This window comes from Actinomadura sp. NEAU-AAG7 (assembly GCF_018603865.1).
Taxonomy (GTDB): Bacteria; Actinomycetota; Actinomycetes; order Streptosporangiales; family Streptosporangiaceae; genus Spirillospora; species Spirillospora litoris.
Window position 1 is genome coordinate 623,795 of record NZ_JAHFZY010000001.1, and the last position, 18,415, is coordinate 642,209.

General features: G+C 70.7%; 26 protein-coding genes. 18 read left to right on the forward strand and 8 right to left on the reverse strand.

All coding sequences use genetic code 11. The features are described from left to right. Positions 1-117 precede the first annotated feature (117 nt). The 7 genes from KLI87_RS02820 to KLI87_RS02850 all read left to right on the forward strand — a co-directional run bounded on the left by KLI87_RS02820 (position 118) and on the right by KLI87_RS02850 (position 3,683). Positions 118-339 (forward strand): hypothetical protein, encoded by a 222-nt coding sequence (locus KLI87_RS02820; protein ID WP_214615705.1) that lies wholly within the window; start codon positions 118-120, stop codon positions 337-339. A 3-nt stretch (positions 340-342) separates the two neighbouring features. Then, the gene (locus KLI87_RS02825; RefSeq protein ID WP_214615706.1) at positions 343-759 is read left to right on the forward strand and encodes a hypothetical protein; all 417 of its coding nucleotides are present in this window, start codon (positions 343-345) and stop codon (positions 757-759) included. A 4-nt stretch (positions 760-763) separates the two neighbouring features. Next, complete coding sequence (locus tag KLI87_RS02830; protein WP_214615707.1) at positions 764-1,492, forward strand: hypothetical protein; 729 nt, start codon at positions 764-766, stop codon at positions 1,490-1,492. A gap of 83 nt (positions 1,493-1,575) precedes the next feature. Further along, the gene (locus KLI87_RS41405) at positions 1,576-1,965 is read left to right on the forward strand and encodes an excisionase family DNA-binding protein (protein WP_214615708.1); all 390 of its coding nucleotides are present in this window, start codon (positions 1,576-1,578) and stop codon (positions 1,963-1,965) included. Continuing rightward, positions 1,944-2,648, forward strand: a complete 705-nt coding sequence (locus tag KLI87_RS02840) for a hypothetical protein (protein ID WP_214615709.1) — start codon at positions 1,944-1,946, stop codon at positions 2,646-2,648. Before KLI87_RS41405 ends, KLI87_RS02840 begins: the two co-directional genes overlap by 22 nt. Continuing rightward, complete coding sequence (locus tag KLI87_RS02845) at positions 2,648-2,866, forward strand: hypothetical protein (RefSeq protein ID WP_214615710.1); 219 nt, start codon at positions 2,648-2,650, stop codon at positions 2,864-2,866. The genes KLI87_RS02840 and KLI87_RS02845 overlap by 1 nt, the downstream gene beginning before the upstream one ends. Before the next feature lie 292 nt (positions 2,867-3,158). Continuing rightward, positions 3,159-3,683, forward strand: a complete 525-nt coding sequence (locus tag KLI87_RS02850) for a hypothetical protein (RefSeq protein WP_214615711.1) — start codon at positions 3,159-3,161, stop codon at positions 3,681-3,683. Positions 3,684-3,792: 109 nt separating this feature from the next. On the opposite strand, the gene KLI87_RS02855 is transcribed toward KLI87_RS02850, so the two are convergent. Both KLI87_RS02855 and KLI87_RS02860 read right to left on the reverse strand, forming a co-directional pair. Further along, positions 3,793-4,038, reverse strand: a complete 246-nt coding sequence (locus KLI87_RS02855; RefSeq protein ID WP_214615712.1) for a hypothetical protein — start codon at positions 4,036-4,038, stop codon at positions 3,793-3,795. 241 nt (positions 4,039-4,279) lie between these two features. After that, on the reverse strand, positions 4,280-4,495 hold the full coding sequence (locus KLI87_RS02860) for a hypothetical protein (protein ID WP_214615713.1): 216 nt from the start codon (positions 4,493-4,495) through the stop codon (positions 4,280-4,282). A gap of 146 nt (positions 4,496-4,641) precedes the next feature. Between KLI87_RS02860 and KLI87_RS02865 the strand changes: the two genes are divergently transcribed. Next, complete coding sequence (locus KLI87_RS02865; RefSeq protein WP_214615714.1) at positions 4,642-5,973, forward strand: hypothetical protein; 1,332 nt, start codon at positions 4,642-4,644, stop codon at positions 5,971-5,973. A gap of 3 nt (positions 5,974-5,976) precedes the next feature. Next, positions 5,977-6,525 carry a GNAT family N-acetyltransferase gene (locus KLI87_RS02870; protein ID WP_214615715.1) on the forward strand — a complete coding sequence of 183 codons (549 nt, stop codon included), beginning with the start codon at positions 5,977-5,979 and terminating at the stop codon, positions 6,523-6,525. Between the two features lie 70 nt (positions 6,526-6,595). Here the strand turns inward: KLI87_RS02870 and KLI87_RS02875 are convergent, their stop codons facing one another. Continuing rightward, positions 6,596-6,940, reverse strand: a complete 345-nt coding sequence (locus tag KLI87_RS02875) for a hypothetical protein (protein ID WP_214615716.1) — start codon at positions 6,938-6,940, stop codon at positions 6,596-6,598. 251 nt (positions 6,941-7,191) lie between these two features. Beyond that, entirely contained in the window at positions 7,192-7,755 is a 564-nt protein-coding gene (locus tag KLI87_RS02880) for a hypothetical protein (protein ID WP_214615717.1), read from the reverse strand. A 198-nt stretch (positions 7,756-7,953) separates the two neighbouring features. Between KLI87_RS02880 and KLI87_RS02885 the strand changes: the two genes are divergently transcribed. Next, positions 7,954-8,109: a hypothetical protein gene (locus tag KLI87_RS02885; RefSeq protein WP_214615718.1), complete on the forward strand. Its 156-nt coding sequence runs from the start codon at positions 7,954-7,956 to the stop codon at positions 8,107-8,109. A gap of 57 nt (positions 8,110-8,166) precedes the next feature. Here the strand turns inward: KLI87_RS02885 and KLI87_RS02890 are convergent, their stop codons facing one another. Together KLI87_RS02890 and KLI87_RS02895 are read right to left on the reverse strand one after the other, a co-directional pair. Further along, a complete protein-coding gene (locus KLI87_RS02890) occupies positions 8,167-8,973 on the reverse strand; it encodes a DUF2637 domain-containing protein (RefSeq protein WP_214615719.1) in 807 nt (268 codons plus the stop codon). Further along, positions 8,970-9,227 carry a hypothetical protein gene (locus KLI87_RS02895; protein WP_214615720.1) on the reverse strand — a complete coding sequence of 86 codons (258 nt, stop codon included), beginning with the start codon at positions 9,225-9,227 and terminating at the stop codon, positions 8,970-8,972. Before KLI87_RS02895 ends, KLI87_RS02890 begins: the two co-directional genes overlap by 4 nt. Positions 9,228-10,100: 873 nt before the next feature. On the opposite strand from KLI87_RS02895, the gene KLI87_RS02900 reads away from it, so the two are divergent. Continuing rightward, on the forward strand, positions 10,101-11,255 hold the full coding sequence (locus KLI87_RS02900) for a phosphatidylinositol-specific phospholipase C1-like protein (RefSeq protein ID WP_308165825.1): 1,155 nt from the start codon (positions 10,101-10,103) through the stop codon (positions 11,253-11,255). On the opposite strand, the gene KLI87_RS02905 is transcribed toward KLI87_RS02900, so the two are convergent. Then, the gene (locus KLI87_RS02905) at positions 11,252-12,067 is read right to left on the reverse strand and encodes an SAM-dependent methyltransferase (protein WP_308165826.1); all 816 of its coding nucleotides are present in this window, start codon (positions 12,065-12,067) and stop codon (positions 11,252-11,254) included. The genes KLI87_RS02900 and KLI87_RS02905 overlap by 4 nt on opposite strands. Before the next feature lie 583 nt (positions 12,068-12,650). On the opposite strand from KLI87_RS02905, the gene KLI87_RS02910 reads away from it, so the two are divergent. The 3 genes from KLI87_RS02910 to KLI87_RS02920 all read left to right on the forward strand — a co-directional run bounded on the left by KLI87_RS02910 (position 12,651) and on the right by KLI87_RS02920 (position 14,638). After that, positions 12,651-13,364, forward strand: coding sequence for a VOC family protein (locus tag KLI87_RS02910; protein ID WP_214615721.1), 714 nt, complete (start codon positions 12,651-12,653; stop codon positions 13,362-13,364). Positions 13,365-13,474: 110 nt separating this feature from the next. Continuing rightward, complete coding sequence (locus KLI87_RS02915; RefSeq protein WP_156217092.1) at positions 13,475-14,017, forward strand: NAD(P)H-dependent oxidoreductase; 543 nt, start codon at positions 13,475-13,477, stop codon at positions 14,015-14,017. A gap of 15 nt (positions 14,018-14,032) precedes the next feature. Then, a complete protein-coding gene (locus tag KLI87_RS02920; protein WP_214615722.1) occupies positions 14,033-14,638 on the forward strand; it encodes a short chain dehydrogenase in 606 nt (201 codons plus the stop codon). A 35-nt stretch (positions 14,639-14,673) separates the two neighbouring features. On the opposite strand, the gene KLI87_RS02925 is transcribed toward KLI87_RS02920, so the two are convergent. Continuing rightward, positions 14,674-15,243, reverse strand: coding sequence for a helix-turn-helix domain-containing protein (locus tag KLI87_RS02925; RefSeq protein WP_214615723.1), 570 nt, complete (start codon positions 15,241-15,243; stop codon positions 14,674-14,676). A gap of 106 nt (positions 15,244-15,349) precedes the next feature. On the opposite strand from KLI87_RS02925, the gene KLI87_RS02930 reads away from it, so the two are divergent. The 4 genes from KLI87_RS02930 (at position 15,350) to KLI87_RS02945 (ending at position 17,930) form a co-directional block, all read left to right on the forward strand. Beyond that, on the forward strand, positions 15,350-16,000 hold the full coding sequence (locus KLI87_RS02930; RefSeq protein WP_214615724.1) for an AzlC family ABC transporter permease: 651 nt from the start codon (positions 15,350-15,352) through the stop codon (positions 15,998-16,000). Further along, positions 15,997-16,320, forward strand: coding sequence for an AzlD domain-containing protein (locus tag KLI87_RS02935; protein WP_308165827.1), 324 nt, complete (start codon positions 15,997-15,999; stop codon positions 16,318-16,320). The genes KLI87_RS02930 and KLI87_RS02935 overlap by 4 nt, the downstream gene beginning before the upstream one ends. Before the next feature lie 70 nt (positions 16,321-16,390). Beyond that, positions 16,391-16,960: a TetR/AcrR family transcriptional regulator gene (locus KLI87_RS02940; protein ID WP_214615725.1), complete on the forward strand. Its 570-nt coding sequence runs from the start codon at positions 16,391-16,393 to the stop codon at positions 16,958-16,960. A gap of 736 nt (positions 16,961-17,696) precedes the next feature. Then, complete coding sequence (locus tag KLI87_RS02945; RefSeq protein WP_156217088.1) at positions 17,697-17,930, forward strand: hypothetical protein; 234 nt, start codon at positions 17,697-17,699, stop codon at positions 17,928-17,930. Positions 17,931-18,415 lie beyond the last annotated feature (485 nt).

Below are 18,415 nucleotides of genomic sequence, written 5' to 3' on the forward strand. Positions count from 1 at the left end.
AACCAGTCCCAACCAGTCCCATGGGACGGCCAGAACCCCAGTCCCAAGTCCCACACACCTATAGGTGTGGGACTGGTGGGACTGGGACTCTCCGGAGACCTGCGCCTCCGTCCCCGAATGACCAAGCTCTTCGTCGTCCGGTGGGAGCGAGCAGACGGCCGCGACATCAAGCACCGCTTCTTCAGCCGCCGCCGAGACGCCCTCGCCTACGCCTCCAAGCTGACGCGCTTCGGCAAGGCGCCCGAAGTCTTCGCCGCCCCTATCGGCGAGTGGCAGTCCATCGGGCCGCATCGACGTGTGAGTCCGCGCTCGGTCGCTCGCGACGCGCGCGCGAGGTAGACGATGGGCGTCCCGAACGGCTCGGAGCCACCCCCGGCGGTCATCACCGCCGGGGGCGCGTTCCTGCCCGGGAGCGTGTGCGAACCGCTGTGGCGTGTCCTGCGCGCCGAGCTGGCCCGGCACCGCGCGGACGGCGGACGGGTGCGCCCCGACGTCGCCGCCGCGCTCGACACCCTGCGGGCTGCCGCCATGGCCCACCTGTCCGCGAGCGGACACGCCGCGCGGACGCTCGCGGACATTGGCGCATCCTCACCGCGAGACAAGGCACTCCTCACCACCGGCGAGATGGCTACCGCGCTGGGCGTCTGCGACCGGCACGCCCGCCGCCTGGCCGCCACCGAGCGCATCGCACCGGCCGCCCGGGGGCTGTGGAGAGCCGACGACGTCGCGGCTCTGGTCGCGGCCCGACGGAAGGGATGACCCCATGGCGAGAGTTCCGGCGCCGCTCCCGCCCGTCCACGAGGACGACGACTTCCAGGCCGCCCTAGAGATCCAGCAGCGCTACCCCGTCGAACTGGCCGCCGCGCGCGGCGCGTACGGGCTGACGCAGCTCCAGATGGCCGAGCGGATCAACACCCTGTGGACGGGCGCCACGGCCGATCTCGACCGGCTCCGCGAGGCGTTCAACCGCCGCTACGGCGGACGCTGGCAGCAGCTCTGGCAGATGGTCCCGACCGGCCCGGAGGCCCCGCAGGGTGCGAGCCCGGCGGACAAGGCCGTCCTTGTCACCGCCTACCGGACCGCCCGCGCCGCCGTCGACAACGAGCCGGACGGCGAGAAGCTGGTCGCGATGCTGGCCGAGGCCGACCGGTTCGGCGACGAGGCCACCCGCCGCGCCGTCCTCGACCACCTCCGCGACGAGGGCCACCTAGACCCGGTGCACGCGTGGGCGGCCGAGCACATCGGCGCCGCATGGGTCGACCAGATCGCCTACCTGACCGGTGTCCTGTTCGGTGCCACGAGCGACGCCATGCTCGCCCAGCAGGCGTTCAAGGCCCTCCAACGACCCCACGAGGTCGCCTCGCTCACCACCCTGCGTCAGCGCGAGGAGGAGGCCCGCCGCCGCCACGAGGAGCAGCAGCGCCGCCTGAACCCCGCCTCGACCCGCGCCCCCGCGCCGGGCCCCGGACCGCTCGGCGAGATGGGGTTCTGATCACCGAGGAGCGCGGTCTGCCCGACCGCGACCAGGCCACCGCCGAGACCTGACCAGGGCTCCACAGACCCCCGGGAGGCACCGTGATCCACCCGCCTGTCACGGTGCCTCCCGGGCTGGAGCGTCCCCTCCTGCGCGTCCTGGTGCGGGCCCTGGCGCGGGAGGTGCGCGTGGACGGCGGGATCGTCCCGCCCGGCATCGCGCCGTTCCTGGCCGACCTCGCCGCCGTGGCCGACCAGCCGGACGAGCCGTACCAGCCCGGCGCCGGTTCCGCTGCCGGAACCCCACCCGAGCCGCCCGCCATGGTGGAGATCTCGGTTCGGACCGCAGCCGAGGACATGGGAGCGAGCCCGGAGTACGTTCGCCGGCTGTGCCGTGACGGGCGGCTCCGGGCCCGCAGGGTCGGCCGTACCTGGCTGATCGACCCGACCAGCCTGACCAGGGAGGAACCATGCCGGACACCGGCACCATGACCGTGGACGAGGCCCGGCACATCGAGCCCGTCCCGCCCGACGAAGCCGACCGCGACGCCCAGGAGGCGCAGGAGGCCGCCCGGCTCGTCGAGGCGCTGGAGGAACGCGTCCGCGACGGCGACACCGACGTCACCGCCGCCCAGATCGAGGCGCAGCGCGACCTCGCCCGCTTCGCCGCCCTGCGCGCCGAGGCGACCGCCCGCAAGGTCGAGCGCGCCCGCCAGGCCGCCCGCCTCCGCACGCTCGGCGACCTGGCCGACCAGATGCGCAACCGCAGCGACCAGGACGCCGCCACCTACGCCGAGCTGCTGCACACCATCGAGACGGCCGTCACCACGCTCATCACCTACACCGCCGAACGCGACGAACGCCTGAACACCTGGCGCCGCACCATGCACGACCACGACGTGCCCCAGGGCAACGGCGGACAGGGCATCGTCCAGACCGAGGCGCACGGACGCGTCGGATGGGGCGACAACGGCAACCGGCCCCTGTACGTCGATGGCGAGTTCGTCGAGCACATCGAGCCCGGCACCCTGGTCCTGGCCGCGCTGCACCGTGCCGTGCGCGACACCGGCGGCCGACCGCTGCGCTCCGGTGTGGGCGGCTCTGAGATCCGATTGCACCCCATCGGTCAGGGTTGGCTCGACGATCCCGCCGCCCAGATCCAGCGGAGCGTGTGATGCCCGTCCAGCAGCGCACGCGGGCATGGCTGAGTACCGCCACCCCACAGCAGATCACCGCCGCCCTGGACGCTGGGGAACTCGCCGAACTCCTCGGCCGGCGCCCGCCCGTCCAGCTCGACCGGCAGGCCACCGAGGACGACGTGGCGGGCATGACCCCCGACGAGATCGCCGCAGCGTTCGAGCATGGCCACCTGGACGAGCTGCTCGGCCGATGACCAGGCGCACGGAGCATGCCGAGTGACACCGTCGCGCTCCGTGCTCACCGGCCAGGGCAGACGCCCACGGTCACGCGCGGTGGCGCTGGTCACGGAGGGTGGGGGGCGACCTTGATCAACTCGTAGGGGGCGCAGCCGTGCGGGAGGGGGCTGATCAGTCCGCCGGGTCAGAGCCCCCCAAGATCACCAAGGGGGTCACGCAACGTGACCACCCGCTGCCCCGCTCCTCAGGGTGCGAGAGGGAGGGGCGACGCTGCGCGCTCACCTGTCGGTTCTGGCACGATGCGAGGTCATGTCCGTCCCTTCGCCGCATGACGCGGAGTTCATGCTCGTTACGGCGCTCGTCGGCTTCGCCGCCGCCCGAGATCGGTTCCTCGCCGCCGCCGGAGTCCGGGATGCGTCCGCGGCCGAAGTGTTCGTTCCGCTGACTGAGGCGCTGTGGTGGACGGTCAGCGTCGATGACGGGTTCGAGGCCAAGGCGGCGAACCTCGGCGCGTTCCGCCAGGCACGCGATACCGATCCGGACGGCAAGGTGCTGCGGGGACTGCGCTGGGTTCGTGATCGGTGTGGCCATCAGCGGGCGCTCGCCGCGGACTACGGCGGTGGAAGGAGCTATCCGCGTGCGTACCCGTTTTCGTATCTTCCGTGGACTTTCCGATGGCGGCCGGTTGCTGAGCTGCCACGGCCGCATCCGAAGTTCGACAACCCGACGCTTGAGGCGGAGTACGTCCGGCATCTCGTGGGGAAGCCAGCCGCCGACACGGTCAAGGCGGCGTCCGCCTGGTTTGACGCTGAACGCCAGCGCCAGAGCTTCTGAAAGGCCACGGCCCCGGGCGCCCGCGCAACGGGTATCGGCCCGGGGCCGTGGGTCTGGCTGGAGCGGCGCCGCCTGCCTCAGCGGTCGGTCGGACGGCGCCGCCCCGGCTCTAGGTGCCGCCCTCCTGCTCGGCCTCACGCTCGGCGTCCCGCCGGGCATGCTCGGCGGCGCGGCGCTCCGCGCGCTTGCGGGCGGCGTGGCGCTCGATGATCGAGCCGAGATAGGCGGTCGTGTCGACGTTCTCCCGCTTGCCCTGCCAGTACTGCGACTCGGGGACGACGTTGTCCATCAGCACCATGTAGGCCGCAGCGGCCTGCTGGATGGTGGGCGGGTCGTCGGGCTCCTTCGCCTTCACAGCTCACCTCCCGTGACGCGGCGGCACGACCATCCGGGGGAAGACGTGTGCCGCCGCGCCGTCGAGGGCCGCCCGCCCGGCATCACCGGCACCGGGCGGGCGGCGGGCACGGACCGCGGGGCGGCGGGTCCGTGCCGGTGCGGCGATCTCGACGGCGCCCCCCACTCGCCGGAGATCGAACCGCACGCGGGGTGGGTGCGGGCCGCGCCAACGATCCCCGCACCCACGTTCATCGGGGCGCTCATCGCCACCCCTTCGCGACCTCGTCCATCAGCGCGTCAGGGTTGGCCGCCTCGACCAGGCCGGGCTCGGGCCAGGGAACATACGCCCACCACCTGCGGGTGTGGTGCCCGAACCAGGCGTGCGTGCCAGGGAAACAGCTCTCCACCCTCTGGATCTCGGCGCGGTGGAGCGGTGTCGCGTCGAGCTGTGCCGTCCCGTCGAATGGTCCCCTCATGGCCGTCCCCCTGCTGCGATGCACGGTGGTGTTCCGGTGACGTTCAGTGAACCCATGACGTGAGCGCGGCGGGAGGGGGAGACTCACAAGGGACAGGTAGACGGGGGAGCGGAGTTCTTCCCCTCTCAGGCGAGAGGTGCATCGCAGTGCCGCCTGACAAGAAGGCCATCGGCGCACGCCTGCGCGAGCTGCGCGAGGAACCACGCGACCAGCATGGACGCCCACACCGCTCCCGCGAGAAGTGGGCCATGACGTTGCGCGCGGCGGCGGGGCCGACCGCCGGCGACCTGCCGGGCGTCGCCAGCCTGGCCAAGATGATCCAGCAGTGGGAGCGCGGCGACCACGTCCCCGGCCCCATGTACCGACCGCTGTACGCCAAGGTCACGGGGATGACGGAGGAAGAACTCTTCGGCGGCCTGCCGCCTGCCAAGCCGTTTGTCGGCACCGACGAGGACCGTCGTCACCTCCTTGCCTGCCTCGGCCTCCTCGGCGTCGAGACCGCATCCCGTACCGAGCCGCTCGAACCGATTCGGCAGGCTCTCATGAAGGCTCTGCCTGGCGGCGCGCGGGAGCGTCTCGTCCAGGACTGGGAAGAGATCGCATACGAGCACGGGCACGCGTTTCTGACCACCCCGCCGGACCAACTCCTGCCCGACCTCGCGGCCGATGTCGTGACACTCCTGGCCGCTCTCCAGTCCGCCAGGGGCAGCAACATGCGGGCCCTGTGCGGCCCGGCGGGGAAGTTGGCCGCGCTCACGGCCATGACCGTGTCAACTCTCGGGCAGCGGCGGCATGCTCGGGACTGGTGGAAGACCGCGCGGCACGCCTCCGACGCGTCCAAGGGGCGGGACCTGCGGATGTGGGTCCGCGGCTACGAGGCCATGAACGCGCTCTACTCGGGCCGACCGCTGTCGATGGTGCTCCGCCTCTCCCAGGACGCCATACAGATCGGAGGGAACCACGTGGGTGCCGCCGCGCTGGAAGCCATGGCAACCCGCGCACAAGCACTCTCGATGATGGAGGGCCGCGCCGACGAGGCCGCAACCGCGATGCGGGACCTCGTTGACCGGTGGGAGCACCTTCCGGCCTCCGAGCCCGATGACCGCCTTGCCACCGGGGCGTGGCCAGAGACGGCGCTCCACCACACAGCGGCCTACGTCTACACCTACACCGGGGAAGCCGCGCTCGCCGAGCAGGCTCAGACGGCAGCGCTGGCCCGTTACCCGACGTCGATGCGCCGCCAGCGCGCGCAAATCGAGCTGCTGCGGGCAACCGGCATGGTCCGGGCCGGTGACGTCGCCGGCGGCGTCGAGCACGCGGGCCGGACGTTGGAGGGTCTCGCGACCGTGCAACGAACCGCCACGGTTCAGCGGGGCGCCTGCTTGGTGCTGGACGCGGTACCCGACGCTGACCTGACCCGCTCGGCTGTGCAGGACTACCGTGACGCGTTCGCCCTGCCTTCCGCTGGTGAGGAGTGAGTCGTGTCGGACGAGTTCGCCGTGAGCGCCCATGACAGGAGCGAGGCTCTCGACCTCTTAGACGAACTGGCGGACCTCTATCAGCAGGTGTATGCCGAACCGCCCTACAACGCCGGACCGAAGTTCTCCCGGGCTCGGTTCCTGGATCGCACGCGTGGCCAGACTCTCGCCTCGGGCTTCCGGCTGCTGGTGGCGCGACGCGAGGCTGTCGCAGTGGGGTTCGCGTTCGGCTTCTCAATGATGCCGGGGGCGTGGTGGGCGAACGCGTCGCCGCCTCCCCGCGAGGTCCTCGAAGCGGACAAGTACGCGGTGGTCGAGTTGGCTGTGAGCAAGCCGGAGCGTGGTCGCGGTCTCGGACGCCTGCTGCTGAACAGGTTGCTTGCCGAGCGGCCGGAGCGGTTCGCAACGCTTGCCGCCGTGCTGGAGTCGGAGGCGTACGGGATGTACCTGCGGTGGGGGTGGGAGCAGGTTGGGGAGTTCCGGGTCGAGCCACCCTTCTCGGACGCACTCGTTTTGGAGCTTCGCCGGAACGGCGGACAGGGCCCGACATAGGCTGAACCCGCGATGCACCGGGCCCCGCTCCTCCATCTGGAGGGCGGGGCCCAGTCTCGTTCGTGGCCGATCAGTTCGCGAGGCCGTTCCGAATGCACCACGTGTTGATCTCGTAGGCCGCCGTCATCGCCTGGACGTCGTCCAGCGTCGTCCCCGTCGCCGCGTCATCGGTGCGCACCCCGATTTCCACCAACTGGTGCACATCGGATCGCCGCGCGTACTTGCGGGCCTCCCGAGCGGCCTCGTTCCCCGCCGCCCCCTGTTCCTCCGTCGCCTGCTTCGCAGACCTGCACGCCCGGACGGTCCGCGCGTCGTAACGCGTCGAGCTGACACCGTCCTCGCAAAGGACGGCCAGGGCGACGACGCCCACCCCAACCAGCGCGGTGACGAGAGCGGTGACGGCGACGATCAGCACGACCCGCCCCCGCCGGGCGGGACGAGGCGCGGGCGGCGGCGGAGCGAGATACGGCCGACTCATGGCGGATAGGACGCACGGGCAGCCGCGCGGGGGGACGAGCCGTCCAAGTCCGGCCAAGCCTTCAGCGCCTCGGCGTGGGCGGCTGCTCCACCACGTACGCGTCCACGTAGTTCTGGGATGGTCACATGCGGAAACGCGAACGCCCCCGCCGCGAGGACGGGGGCGTGTCCGGCGTGGCGGACGTCGGGCTACTCGGTGGCGCGTCGCCGGTAGCGCCCTAGAGTGACGTTGATCAGCTCCGTCGCGAGGCGCCCGATGGCGTCGGTGTTGGCGAGGGCGCGCTCGATCAGCGTCTCGTCACCGGCTCGCAGGGCCCCGGCGAGGACACGGTGCGCCTCGGCCGCCTGCCGTCCGGCCGACGCGATCTCGGGGCACTCCTGCTCGATCCGCTCGGCGAGATCTGTGAGGCCGTCCGCGAGGTCGTCGGACCTCTTCGCCTGCCGCTCGAAGTCGTCCGCCAGGGACGACATGTCGCGGACGCCCGGCGCTTCGCCGTCCGGCCAGGAGCCGGGGACGGTGGCGGCCTGGCGCTCGTCCTGGCGCTCGGCGTCGGCTCGGCGTCCGGCCTCGGTCATCGGCTCGGCGGTGGGGAACTGGTGGTCGCGCGGGCACTCCATCCGGCGCCGGTCGTTGTCGTTCGGCCGGTACTCGTACTGGACGGTCCCGCAGTCCGCGCACGCGGTGCCGTCGCGCTGGTCATGGGGCAGTGCGCCGGGGGTGGACGTGACGCGCTCGGTAGGCTTCTCGACCATGGGGTGACGCCTCCAGACAGGTTGATCCCCTAGGGCCTGGTCGGTGCTGCTACACCGTCCGGGCCCGCCCTTTTGGTCCAGGTCATCATGAACTTTCGTATTACGGTAACTCCGTTCCGCTCCGTCCGCAATCAGTATTTCCCCGGATGGACGCGAGGTTTCGTATTACGCTCGCTCTCGACCATGAGGGGAGCGCCGATGACGGAGAAGCCCGTCCGCTCGGTCAGGGTGCCGGACGGCCGTTGGCAGGCCGTGAAGGACATGGCCGAGCGCGAGAACAAGACGACGTCAGACGTCGTGAACGAAGCACTGGAGGAGCACCTCCAGCGGGACGCCAAGCGTCGCAAGAAGTAGCCAAGACGCCAGAGAGCCCGCTACCGGCCGAGGTCGGTGGCGGGCTCTCGTCGCGCATCAGCTCGTCGCGAGCACGCTCTCCCGGGCGCTCTCGGCCTCCAGCGCCGCGCGGACACGGACGGCCTTGGGGTGGCCGATGCGCAGGTCCCGGCGCAGCGCGCGGACGGACGGGAGGGCACCGCTCGCGAGCACCTCGGCGAACCACTCGCGAGCGCTCGCGACCACCGGGACGAGGTCGAGATCAGCGACCCCACCTTCGTCCAAGTTGGACGAAGGTGCATCGTCGTCCGGCAGCTCGAACAGGCCGCTCGCGACCGGCTCCGGCTCGTCGCCGTCCCACTGAGGTCCTCCAAGGACCCCGGTGGCCTCGCGGGGCGGGAGCGTCTCGCGAGAGGGGTCGATCTCGTCCCACCGGGCGTACCCGTCCGGGGCGTCGAGCGGCTCGGAAACCCCGTCCAAGTTGGACGGGGTTTCTCCCTCGTCCCGGCCGCGCCGGATCATGCCCATCAGCAGCTCGACGGCGACCACGAGCGTGATCGCGGGCCATGCCGCGATGACCGCCCCGACCGGCCCGTGGGCGACACCGTGCAGCACGTTCACGGCGACCGTCGCACCGATCCCCAGGACGAGCGCGAACCGCGCCAGGGCGGGCGCCTGGACGCGGCGGCGGGCCGCGTCGAGCATCACCATGGACGCGACGTAGACGAGTCCGTCGATGGTGAGCGGGACCAGGCGGCCGGTCGCGCCCGGCTCCCCGTACGCGGTCGCGACGTCGAGCGCGTGGCGGTAGGAGATATACGCGGCGATAGCGCCGATGGCCACTACGGTGGCCGCCGTGCTCGCGTTGATCGCTGAGACCTTCATCGGTCGGCCTCCTCGTCGATCGCGGCGAGGACGTTCTCCAGCGTCGCCTCCAGCCGTCCCCACCATCCGGCGGAGTCGCCGTCCTTCCCGCTCGGCTCGGTGGCCTTGGACTCGGCGAGGACCGTCCGGGCCCGCCTGACGAACGGGTGCGCCGCGAGCTGCTCGCCGGCCTCCAGTCCGAACCCGACCCCTGCGGGCTCAGGGGTGCTGTCGTCGCACCAAGGGGCAGGGCTTTCGGTCGTAGGGTCGTTCATGGGTTCGGACCTCCGTTGTCCGGATCAAGGCCCCGGCCGGTGTTGCAGTCACCGAGTCCGGGGCCGCCTTGCGTTCGACGTCAGGGCGGGGCCGGTCTGTGGGAAATCTGTGGGACGATCATGCGTTCCAAGCCCGGTCAGACCGGGTCAGGCTGGGCAAAGGTAATGGCTCTACCAGCACAAATGCCTGATCAGCGTGGTGGGGAAGCCGCCCTTACTTCCCTGATAAGGATGAGGCCGGTGGTTCAAGTCCACCTAGGCCCACCATCACGAAAGGCCCCCGCCGGTACGTCGGCGGGGGCCTTTCGCGTGTCCGGATACGTGAGCCGTCCAGCGGCCTCGCCGCGACGGCTCGGCCTGCTCGGTGGCGTACGCCGTGCCAGGGCCACCCTGCCCGCCCTGGCGGCGTTCTAGGGCGCTCTGGGCCGACGGGGGCTCCGCTGAAGACGTCCGTCCAGGTGGCGGCGTCGTTGCCAGCGAAGATCCCGGGTTTCTGCGACCCTTCACATGATCCCCGCACCCTGTGGATGACCGGCGCACCTGGGGACGGCCCTGCGGACGGTGTGGGGATACCGCTTTCCCCAGGGCCTTCCGATTGTTTATCCACAGGCTGTGGATTATTGCGGACAAGGTTCAGGCCCCGCCTTCTGACCAGCATTGACAAGCGTTCCCGCTGGCGAACGCGATCTGGTCGAACAGTGGACAACCGGTGGACGGCGCGGATCCACACCTGGGGACGAAAGTTATCCACAGGCTTTGGACGGCGGCTGTTCGGCAGCGGTTCATGAGCGGGGTCGCGCGCGGACAGCTGGCGATCATGGAAGGCGATCACGCTCCAGGCGTCCCTGACATGCGTTTATCCAGGAGGAACAGGTGCGACGCCACCTTCTCGCCCTCGCCACGCTCTCCACCGCCGTGACCGCCCTCGCGGGCACGCTCGCCGCCGCCTACCCCGCCCAGGCCACGGGCCATGGTGATAAAGGACCGGTGCGGCTCAACCAGATACAGATGATCGCCACGCACAACAGCTACCACCGCGAGCTGACCAGTGCGGAGAAGGCCGTCCAAGCCAAACGGGACTCGGGGTGGTGGAACCTTGAGTACTCCCACGCGGCGTTGCCCGCGCAGTTCTCCGCGCAGCGTGTTCGCAGTATCGAGCTGGACATATTTCCCGATCCCGAGGGCGGCCTCTACACCAAGCCGATCGTGCGGAGGGAGGCCGGCCTGGGCGAGATCGACAACCCCGACATGAAGAAGCCCGGCTTCAAGGTGCTGCACTGGGCCGACCACGACTACGGCTCGTCCTGCGTCTCGCTGACCAACTGCCTGAAGCAGGCCCGCACGTGGTCGGAGGCGAACCGGGGGCACGTGCCGATCCCGATCCTGCTGGAGTTCAAGTCCACCGACCCCGCGATGGAGAAGCTCGGCGGACCGCGCAGCCCGCGCTGGGACGGCCCGCTCATGGACAGGCTCGACGCGGAGATCCGCGCCGCGATCGGCGACGACAAGATCATCAAGCCGGACGACCTGCGGCGGCCCGGGCTGACGCTGGAGCAGTCCGTCCTGAAGTACGGGTGGCCGTCGGTGTCGAAGTCGCGCGGCAAGTTCCTGTTCCTGATGGACAACAAGGGCGCGGACGTCCAGGCGCCCTACCTCGCGGGCCACCCCAACCTGGAGGGGCGGGTCATCTTCACCGACGCGGCGCCGGGGCGTCCCGACGCCGCGTTCGTCGAGCAGAACGAGCCGGAGGGCGCGGGGCAGGCGCAGATCCGCGACCTCGTCCGGCGCGGATACCTCGTGCGGACCCGCGCGGACGTCCCGTTCGACCAGGCCCGCTCGGGCAGCACCGCCCGGCTCGACGCGGCGCTCGCGAGCGGCGCGCAGATCGTCAGCACCGACTTCCCGGTGGTCGGCCTGGCGGCCCGGCACGGCAGTGACTACGTGGCCCAGCTGCCGGGGACGGACCCGGCGCGCTGCAACCCGGTGAACGCGCCGCGCTCCTGCCGCAAGACGCACTTGGAGCGCTAGGACGCGCCGAGCCGTCCCACGGCCCCGAAGAGGGACGTCGTCTCCGGAGATCCGTCATCGGACGGATGCCACTGCCAGGGACGGACCAACCCGGGGCTCACGAGGTCGTAGCCGCCGAAGAGGGCGCGGATCTCGCCTTCGCCGCGGAAGACGAGCGGTGAGGTCGCGCCCTCGAAGGCCGCCTCCCAGGCGCGCTGCTCCTCGGCCGGCGTCCCGTCACTCGTCAGATGGGAGATCGCCACGTAGGAGCCGGGCGCGGAGCGCGCACGGAAGGCCGAGACGATGCCGGCCGGGTCCTCCTCGCGCGTGATGAAGTGGAAGACCGCCACGAACAGCACGGCGACGGGACGGCCGAAATCGATCAGGTCGCGCGTGTCCTCGTGGTCGAGGATCGACTCGGGATCGCGCATGTCGGCGGTCACGATCCGCGTCTGCTTGTTGGCCAGCAGAGCCCGGCCGTGGACGGCGACGATCGGGTCGTAGTCGACATAGACGACCCGCGCGTCCGGATCGGCCTCCTGCGCTATCTGGTGCGTGTTACGCATGGTGGGCAGGCCGGACCCGATATCGAGGAACTGGCGGATACCGCATTCCGCTGCCAGATATCGGACGACCCGTCCGAGAAAGCGGCGGTTCTCCAATGCGGTGTTGCGCACGGACGCCTCGCCGATGCCCTCGTACAGGACGGCGTTGGCGCGGCGGTCGACCTCGTAGTGGTCCTTTCCATGCAGCGCCTCGTCGTACATACGCGCCGGTGTGGGCACGCCCAGGGGTATGCCCGGGGGCTGCCCGTCGGCGCCGTCCGTCTTCACGTCATGCTCCTCAGGGAAGAGCCCACCCGCATGGGTGGGAGCCCGCCAAGGCGGGCAGGAGTGAACGAACCGCCCGGAAGGGATCCTGGATCGTTTCCGCGCCGGGTGGCGATAAGACCAGATGATCTTGTCCGGACGGCACCGAGTGGGTGGACGGCGGTCGTCCGGCGTGAGATCTCACGGTTTTCCACAGTCTGTGGATGGGGTGAGACCCTGCGGTAAACCCCACCATGAATGTGCGGTCCACCGCGATGTCCCGCGGGGTGCTGAAGTGGTGGGATCGGACGCATGGAATTCCTCGCGTGCGGCTTGGGAACGGCGGAGATCGTCTTAGCGGCGCTCGCCGCCACGATCTTGATCGCGGGCAAGGCGCCTGTCCCATCGTCCCGTCCGGGGGCGTCTGCGCGGCTGAACGACGCGGCCCCTTGGGCGCGGCCTCTTGGACGCGACACCGGCCGCGACCCCGGACGCTCGCCCGGCCCGAGGCCGGATCGCGGAGGGCGCTCGTCGTCCAGCGGGCGCCGGGTGGGCGATTATCTAATCAAACTTGACCAGAGGCGGGCGGTGAACCTACCTTCGGGCCATGGGCGAGACGACGATCCCGATCTTTCCGTGCCGGTCGATCGACATGACCTGGGAGTTCTATCGAGCGCTCGGGTTCGAGCGGGTGTCCTGGCAGACCCGGCCCAACCCCTATCTCGCGATTCGCAGGGGCGGCATGGAGTTGCAGTTCTACGGCTGGAAGCGCCACGACCCGGCCACCTCCATGCACATGTGCTACGTCCTCACCGCCGATGTCGATCCGCTGTACGAGGCGTTCCGCGACGGTCTGAAAGAAGCCCTGGGACGCGTGCCGACGCGCGGCCTCCCCAGGCTGGGCGTTCTGAAGAACATGTCCTACGGGGTCCGCCAGTTCCTCCTCACCGACCCCGACGGCATCCAACTCCGCATCGGCCAGCCGATCTCGGGCGAATCGGAAGCCATCCCCAAGGAGACTGTCGCCAGAACGCTCCACATGGCGGCGCTCCTGGGCGACTCGAAGGAGGATCACCGGGCGGCCGCGAGAATCCTCGACCACCTGCTCGCCTCGGACGAACCGCTCACCCCGTCCGAACGTGTGAAGGCCCTGGTCCTGCGTGCGGACATGGCGCTTCACCTCGAAGAATGGGCACGGGCCCGCGAACTCGCGAGCGAAGCCCGCTCGCACCCGCTCCCCGCGCCCGACCGCGCCGTCCTCCATGACGAGTTCCGACGCCTGGACGACCTGGAAGCCGCCCTCCCGCCACATCATCCCTAGAGCCCAGGCCCCTGTTCCGGGTCGGCGCTTGACTAGACAGATCTGTCTGTCTAGTCTCATGGTCGTCGGAAGCAGACAGACCTGTCTGTCTCCACTAGGGAGTATCGACCATGACGCGCACGCTCGTCCTCCTCGCCCACCCCGACCTCGACACCTCGCGGGTCAACACGGCTCTGGCGGCCGGTATCCGCGACCTGCCGGACGTCACCGTCCACGACCTCTACGCCGCCTACCCGGACCTGAACATCGACGTCGCCCGAGAGCAGCGCCTCCTCATGGAGCACGACCGCGTCGTCCTGCAGTTCCCGTTCTACTGGTACTCGGCGCCGCCGCTGCTGAAGAAGTGGCTGGACGAGGTGTTCGAGCACGGCTGGGCCTACGGCTCCAAGGGCAAGGCCCTCCACGGCAAGAGCCTGCGGATCGCCACGACGGTCGGTGGCGGCGAGGCGCTCTACCGTCCCGGCGGCCTCAACCGGTTCCCGGTGACCGACCTGCTGCGGCCGTTCGACGCCACGGCGAACCTCACCGGCATGGACTACGAGGAGCCGTTCATCGTCCACGGCGCCTCGTCCTTCGGCGACGGTGAACTCGCCGACCACGTGCGAAGCTACCGCGAACTGCTGCTCGACCGAGTCCTGCAGCCCGCGGCCTGAACGGGAGAGACAGAGATGAAGATCCTTCTGATCGGCGCCACCGGCACCCTCGGCTCCGAGGTCGCGGCCGCGCTGGAGAAGAACGGCCACGAGATCGTCCGCGCCTCACGGCGTGGCCCGGTACGCGTCGACATGGACGATCACGCTTCCATCGACGCGCTCTTCGAGACCGTCCACGACCTGGACGCCGTGGTGTGCTGCGCGGCCAGCGGCTCCCTCACCCGGCTCGACTCCGACGACGACATCACCGCCGGGCTCCAGGGCAAGCTCCTCGGCCAGATCCACCTGCTCCGACGCGCCATGCGCCACCTGCGGGACGGCGGCTCGGTGACGCTCACCGGCGGCGTCTTCGACCGTCTGATCCCGGGCGCCTCCTTCACCGCGGTGGTCAACACCGGGCTGGAGGCGTTCGTCGAGGCCGCGGCGATCGAGATGCCCCGCGACCTGCGGGTGAACATCGTCAGCCCCGGCTGGGTCGCCGAGACCCTCGCGAGCATGGGCCCCGAGGTCAGGAAGAGCCTCGACCTGGAGGGCACGCGGGGCACCCCGGCCGCCGACGTCGCACGCGCCTATGTCGAAGCCGTCGAAGGCGGCGCACAGGGCCAGGCCTTCCGCCCGTAACGACCGCGAACGAGCGATGCCACCCCGTCCGCCGGTCACACGTGCTCGGAGACCAGCACCGCCCAGGTACCGGGCTCCAGCGCACGGAACAGATGGGGCAGATCGGCCGGATAGGTGATGAAGTCGCCCGGCCGCAGCTCCACGGGGTCGTCGGCGAGCCCGACCAGCGCGCGCCCGGCGCTGAGCACGACATGCTCCACGACGCCGGGCATATGCGGGTCCGACGTGCGCTGGTGCCCCGGCTCGGCGGCGACCCGGTAGATGTCGCGGCGCGCTCCGGGCGGGCAGGCCCCCAGCAGCGTCGCCTGGTAGTCGGCCTGGTCGGAGGAGACGGCGGGGCCCTCGCCGGCCCTGATCACCTGGACCGCGGGCCGGGGCGGGTCCAGCAGCCGCGAGAACGGGGTGTCCAGCGCGACGCAGAGCGCCCAGAGCGTCTCCAGGCTGGGGTTCCCGGTCCCCGACTCCAGCTGGCTCAGCGTGGACTTCGCGATTCCGGCGCGCTGCGCGACCTCGGTCAGCGTCAGGCCCGCGCGCGTGCGCTCCCTGCGCAGCGAGGCGGCGATGACCGCCAGCGGCGGCTTGCCCGTGGCGGCGGTGTCTTCCATCGGGATGTTCGCTCCAGCGGTCGGTCGTTCGCCTTGACGAACGCGGCTTCTGGCGTTCATTATGCCTTGCATGTGTTCGATATGGAGAACACTACAGCGCGGGACGTTGCGTGACATCGCGCTCGTGTGTCTGGCGGTCGGCGTCATCGGCCTGTCCTACGGGGCGGTCGCGGTCGCGGGCGGCCTCCCGCTGTGGGTTCCGGTGCTGCTGGGCCTGCTCGTCGCCGCCGCGTCCTCGGAGTTCCTGTTCGTCGGGGTGATCGCCGCGGGTGGCAGTCCGATCGCGGCCGTGCTGGCCGGGCTGCTGGTCAACGCCCGGCATCTGCCCTTCGGGCTGGCGCTGCCCGACGTGCTCGGCCACGGCCGGCGGCGGATCCTCGGCACGCATCTGATGAACGACGAGACGGTCGTCTTCGCGCTCGCGCAGCCGGACCTGCCCCGCAAGCGCGCGGCGTTCTGGCTGTGCGGGCTCGGCATCCTGGCTTGCTGGCCGGTCGGGGCGCTGCTCGGCGGGCTGGCCGGGACCGTCATCGAGGACACCGACGCGCTCGGCCTGGACGCCATGTTCCCGGCGGTGATCCTGGCGCTGGTCCTACCGGCGCTCCGGGACGGCGAGACCCGGAGCGCCGCCCTGGCCGGCTCCGCCCTGGCCCTGGCCACCGCCCCGTTCCTGCCCGTCGGGTTGCCGGTGCTGCTGGGCCTGTCCGGGCTGGTCCTGGCCGTGGGACGGAAGCGGGAGACAGAGGTGATCCGGTGACCGGCACCCCCATGCTGATCGGCGCGATGCTCACGCTCGCCGCCGGAACGTACGCCTTCCGGCTCGCGGGGCCGGCGCTCCGCTCAAGGGTCGACCTCCCACCGGCCATGGAAAGCCTGATGGAGCGAGCCGCCGTGGTCCTGCTCACCGCGCTCGTCTGCACCACCGCGCTGTTGGAGGCCCACGAGTGGGCGGGCACCGCCCGTCCCGCGGGCGTGCTGGTCGGCGGCGTGATGGCGTGGCGCAAGGCCCCGTTCCTCGTGGTGGTCCTGGGAGCGGCGGGGAGCACGGCCCTGCTACGGCTGCTCGGCGTGCCCTGAGCCGGGCCGCCGGCTGACCATACGGACCGGTCTGTCTGTATCATGGCGCCCAGCTGGGAGGAGTCGTCCAATGACCACATCGACGCGCGAGCCCGCTCGGGACCGGATCCTGCGCACCGCGACCGACCTCTTCTACCTCTACGGCATCCGCGGCGTCGGCGTCGACCGCATCATCGCCGACTCCGGCGTGGCCAAGGCGACCCTCTACGCGCACTTCAAGTCCAAGGACGAACTGGTCCTCACCTTCCTGCGCCACTCGGACGAGAAGTGGCGGAAGATGCTGCGCGACGCGGCGGAGGGCGCGGGCGACGACCCGCGCGAGCAGCTCGTCGGCATGTTCGGGGCGATGGAGGCCGCCGACGGCGACGGGCCGTTCCGGGGATGCGTGTTCATCAACACCGCGAGCGAGTCGCTGCCGGGCTCGGCCGTCCACGAGGCCACCGTCGCGCACAAGCGGGCCGTCCGCGCGTGGGTGGGCGAACTCGCCGCCGCCGCGGGAGCCGCCGATCCGGAGCTGCTGGCGCGCGAGCTGACCATCCTCCTGGACGGCGCCATGGCCGGAGCGGCCCTGGAGACGATCGGCGAGACGGTGCCCGCCACCCGCCAAGCCGCACGGGCCATCGTCGACCGCCACCTGTGACCCCCGCGCTGTGAAGCCCGGCCCTCAACCGGGCTGTGCCTGGGGATCCAGGTGGGGATGAGCGGTGGGTGACGCAATCCACCGCCGCGAGCACGCTGTGGAGGCCCGCCGCCCACAGGGTGTGGACGGGCTGTGCGCCCTCCCCGGGGGAGGCATTGTTCTGCCTGGTCACAGGCTTTTCCACGGCGTGGATAAGTTGGCTCGGTGGCTGGGGATCGCCTGGGGAAGAATGGTGGACCGTGACGCACGGCACCGTACCCAGGCTGTGCACCGAAGTTATCCACAGGTTGTGGATGCCCTGTCCGGCCGTCCGGCCTTGTGGAAGCCTGAGGACATGGGGTTCCGAGCGAGCGCGAAGCCCCACCTCCTGGGGATTTCCTTGTGGATCCACTACCCCGAGCGCCTGATTTCCAGGCGGTGAGAGTGTGGGCAAGGTTGCCCCCAGGCTGTGGACAACTTCGGTCCTGAAGCCATGGAGAGGGGTGAGGCGACAGGGCGGTGCGTCGCCCGCATGAAGGGCTGGTTCGCTGACGGGCAGCGGCAGCGCCGGTCCCGCCGGTACGGGGGTTCGGCGTTCTGCGGAACGTCGAAATCCGTGCGCGAACGTCGCCGCGCCGCGCCCGGCGGACACGGGTACGCACGCCTACGATGGGCGCGGTCCGCGCACGTCCGACGGGCCCCGAAGGGCCTCCGACCTGCGAACACCAGTTCGAACCCGTGCTAGCATCGCGGACCTATGGCGCACCTTCTCAACGAACCGATCCTGGCCGAGCACGACCCGGCCGGGCGACTGACCGCGTACGAGTGGAGGGGCGCGCGGTACGCCGTCGACGAGGTTCTGAAGACCTACGGGTCGTCCCAGGAGGCCCGGGTCTACCGCGTCCGCGTGACCGGAGCGGAAGGGGTGGCCGTCGCGGAGCTGGGCCGCGAACACGACCGCTGGCGTCTCCGCCACATCTTCTCCGCCTGAGCGTCCCCCCTCACCGCGTGAGGCCCGTCCCGCCCGGACGCGCCCGGACGCGGCGGGCCAAGGCGACCGTCGACTAGGGCGCTTCTGATGGATCATCAGGGCGACCTTGCGGGTCCTGGAACGGCTCCACAAACCACCTCTCGGCGACCTGCTGCCACAGCAGCAACAACCACGTTGCTCGTTGGGTCCGCCCAAGATTCATCAGAAGCGCCCTAGCCGCCATCAGGCTCCCGCGCCTCACCCACGTCCACCCCCGCACCTCACCCGCGCCTCACCGGCGTCCACTCCCGCGCTTCACCGGCGTCCACTCCCGCGCCTCATCCGTGTCGACCCCCGCGCCTCATCCGCGTTCACTCTCGCGCCTCACTTGCGTCCACTTTCGCGTCTTGGTCCGTCCCGCGCCTGGCACCATCCCGGGGAACGTGCGATGGGGGAGGCCGGATCCGGTCCGGATCCGGCCTCTGGCGTGAAGTCCCTTGGTCAGG

Excerpts from the sequence above, each read along its gene's own strand:
- KLI87_RS02820 (WP_214615705.1), top strand. The coding sequence starts at position 118 with ATGACCAAGCTCTTCGTCGTCCGGTGGGAGCGAGCAGACGGCCGCGAC.
- KLI87_RS02825 (WP_214615706.1), top strand. The coding sequence starts at position 343 with ATGGGCGTCCCGAACGGCTCGGAGCCACCCCCGGCGGTCATCACCGCC.
- KLI87_RS02830 (WP_214615707.1), top strand. The coding sequence starts at position 764 with ATGGCGAGAGTTCCGGCGCCGCTCCCGCCCGTCCACGAGGACGACGAC.
- KLI87_RS02840 (WP_214615709.1), top strand. The coding sequence starts at position 1,944 with ATGCCGGACACCGGCACCATGACCGTGGACGAGGCCCGGCACATCGAG.
- KLI87_RS02845 (WP_214615710.1), top strand. The coding sequence starts at position 2,648 with ATGCCCGTCCAGCAGCGCACGCGGGCATGGCTGAGTACCGCCACCCCA.
- KLI87_RS02850 (WP_214615711.1), top strand. The coding sequence starts at position 3,159 with ATGTCCGTCCCTTCGCCGCATGACGCGGAGTTCATGCTCGTTACGGCG.
- KLI87_RS02860 (WP_214615713.1), bottom strand. The coding sequence starts at position 4,495 with ATGAGGGGACCATTCGACGGGACGGCACAGCTCGACGCGACACCGCTC.
- KLI87_RS02880 (WP_214615717.1), bottom strand. The coding sequence starts at position 7,755 with ATGGTCGAGAAGCCTACCGAGCGCGTCACGTCCACCCCCGGCGCACTG.
- KLI87_RS02885 (WP_214615718.1), top strand. The coding sequence starts at position 7,954 with ATGACGGAGAAGCCCGTCCGCTCGGTCAGGGTGCCGGACGGCCGTTGG.
- KLI87_RS02890 (WP_214615719.1), bottom strand. The coding sequence starts at position 8,973 with ATGAAGGTCTCAGCGATCAACGCGAGCACGGCGGCCACCGTAGTGGCC.
- KLI87_RS02895 (WP_214615720.1), bottom strand. The coding sequence starts at position 9,227 with ATGAACGACCCTACGACCGAAAGCCCTGCCCCTTGGTGCGACGACAGC.
- KLI87_RS02910 (WP_214615721.1), top strand. The coding sequence starts at position 12,651 with ATGGGCGAGACGACGATCCCGATCTTTCCGTGCCGGTCGATCGACATG.
- KLI87_RS02915 (WP_156217092.1), top strand. The coding sequence starts at position 13,475 with ATGACGCGCACGCTCGTCCTCCTCGCCCACCCCGACCTCGACACCTCG.
- KLI87_RS02920 (WP_214615722.1), top strand. The coding sequence starts at position 14,033 with ATGAAGATCCTTCTGATCGGCGCCACCGGCACCCTCGGCTCCGAGGTC.
- KLI87_RS02925 (WP_214615723.1), bottom strand. The coding sequence starts at position 15,243 with ATGGAAGACACCGCCGCCACGGGCAAGCCGCCGCTGGCGGTCATCGCC.
- KLI87_RS02940 (WP_214615725.1), top strand. The coding sequence starts at position 16,391 with ATGACCACATCGACGCGCGAGCCCGCTCGGGACCGGATCCTGCGCACC.
- KLI87_RS02945 (WP_156217088.1), top strand. The coding sequence starts at position 17,697 with ATGGCGCACCTTCTCAACGAACCGATCCTGGCCGAGCACGACCCGGCC.